Source organism: Synechococcus sp. H55.2 (assembly GCF_047462495.1).
Classification (GTDB): domain Bacteria; phylum Cyanobacteriota; class Cyanobacteriia; order Thermostichales; family Thermostichaceae; genus Thermostichus.
On record NZ_JANSJH010000229.1, the window covers coordinates 1 to 673 of the forward strand.

Below are 673 nucleotides of genomic sequence, written 5' to 3' on the forward strand. Positions count from 1 at the left end.
CAATGCGGTGCTGCTGGGGGAGAGCCGGTTCCAAATGCTGCTGGCCCGCTATCCCTAGGCGGCTCTGGAAGTGGGGATGCGATCCTGAAAATCCTGTTGGTCGAACAGGTACACCGTGCGAATCGGGTAGGGGATGACCAATCCGGCCCGGTCGCAGGCCTGCTTAAGGGCGATCATCACCTGGGTGCGGACGCGGCGCACCTCCGCCTTGCGGGGCCGAGTCCAGTAGCGCACCACACAGTTGATAGAGCTGTCGCCAAAGCCGACGATGTCCAGCTCAAAGGGGGGCTCCGCCAGCACCCCCTCAACTCCCTGCACGGCTTCCCGCAATACCTCCAGAGCTTTGGGCAGGGGTGTGTTGTAGTCGAGGCCAATCTCCAGATCGGTGCGGCGAAAAGGGCGATCGGTTAAGACCGTGATCGGGCTGGTAAACACGATGGCATTGGGGATCACCACCCGTTCTCCTTGGTAGGTGCGAATCTGGGTGGAGCGAATGCTGATTTCTTCAACTGTACCTTCAAAATCTCCGACGATAATCTGGTCATTGAGTTGAAAAGGTTCGTTCAAAAGCAGCAGCACGCCCGCCAGGAAGTTCTTGAAAATATCTTGAAAAGCAAAACCGATGGCCACCGATCCTAACCCCAACAGCCCGATCAGATCTCCCAAGCGCAGA

At 57.8% G+C, this 673-nt stretch carries 1 protein-coding gene; it reads right to left on the reverse strand.

What is annotated here, in order from left to right; genetic code table 11:
• Window positions 1–54: 54 nt before the first annotated feature.
• Window positions 55–673: mechanosensitive ion channel family protein (locus NW844_RS13070; RefSeq protein WP_414336267.1), on the reverse strand; the 619-nt coding region annotated here is incomplete at its 5' end.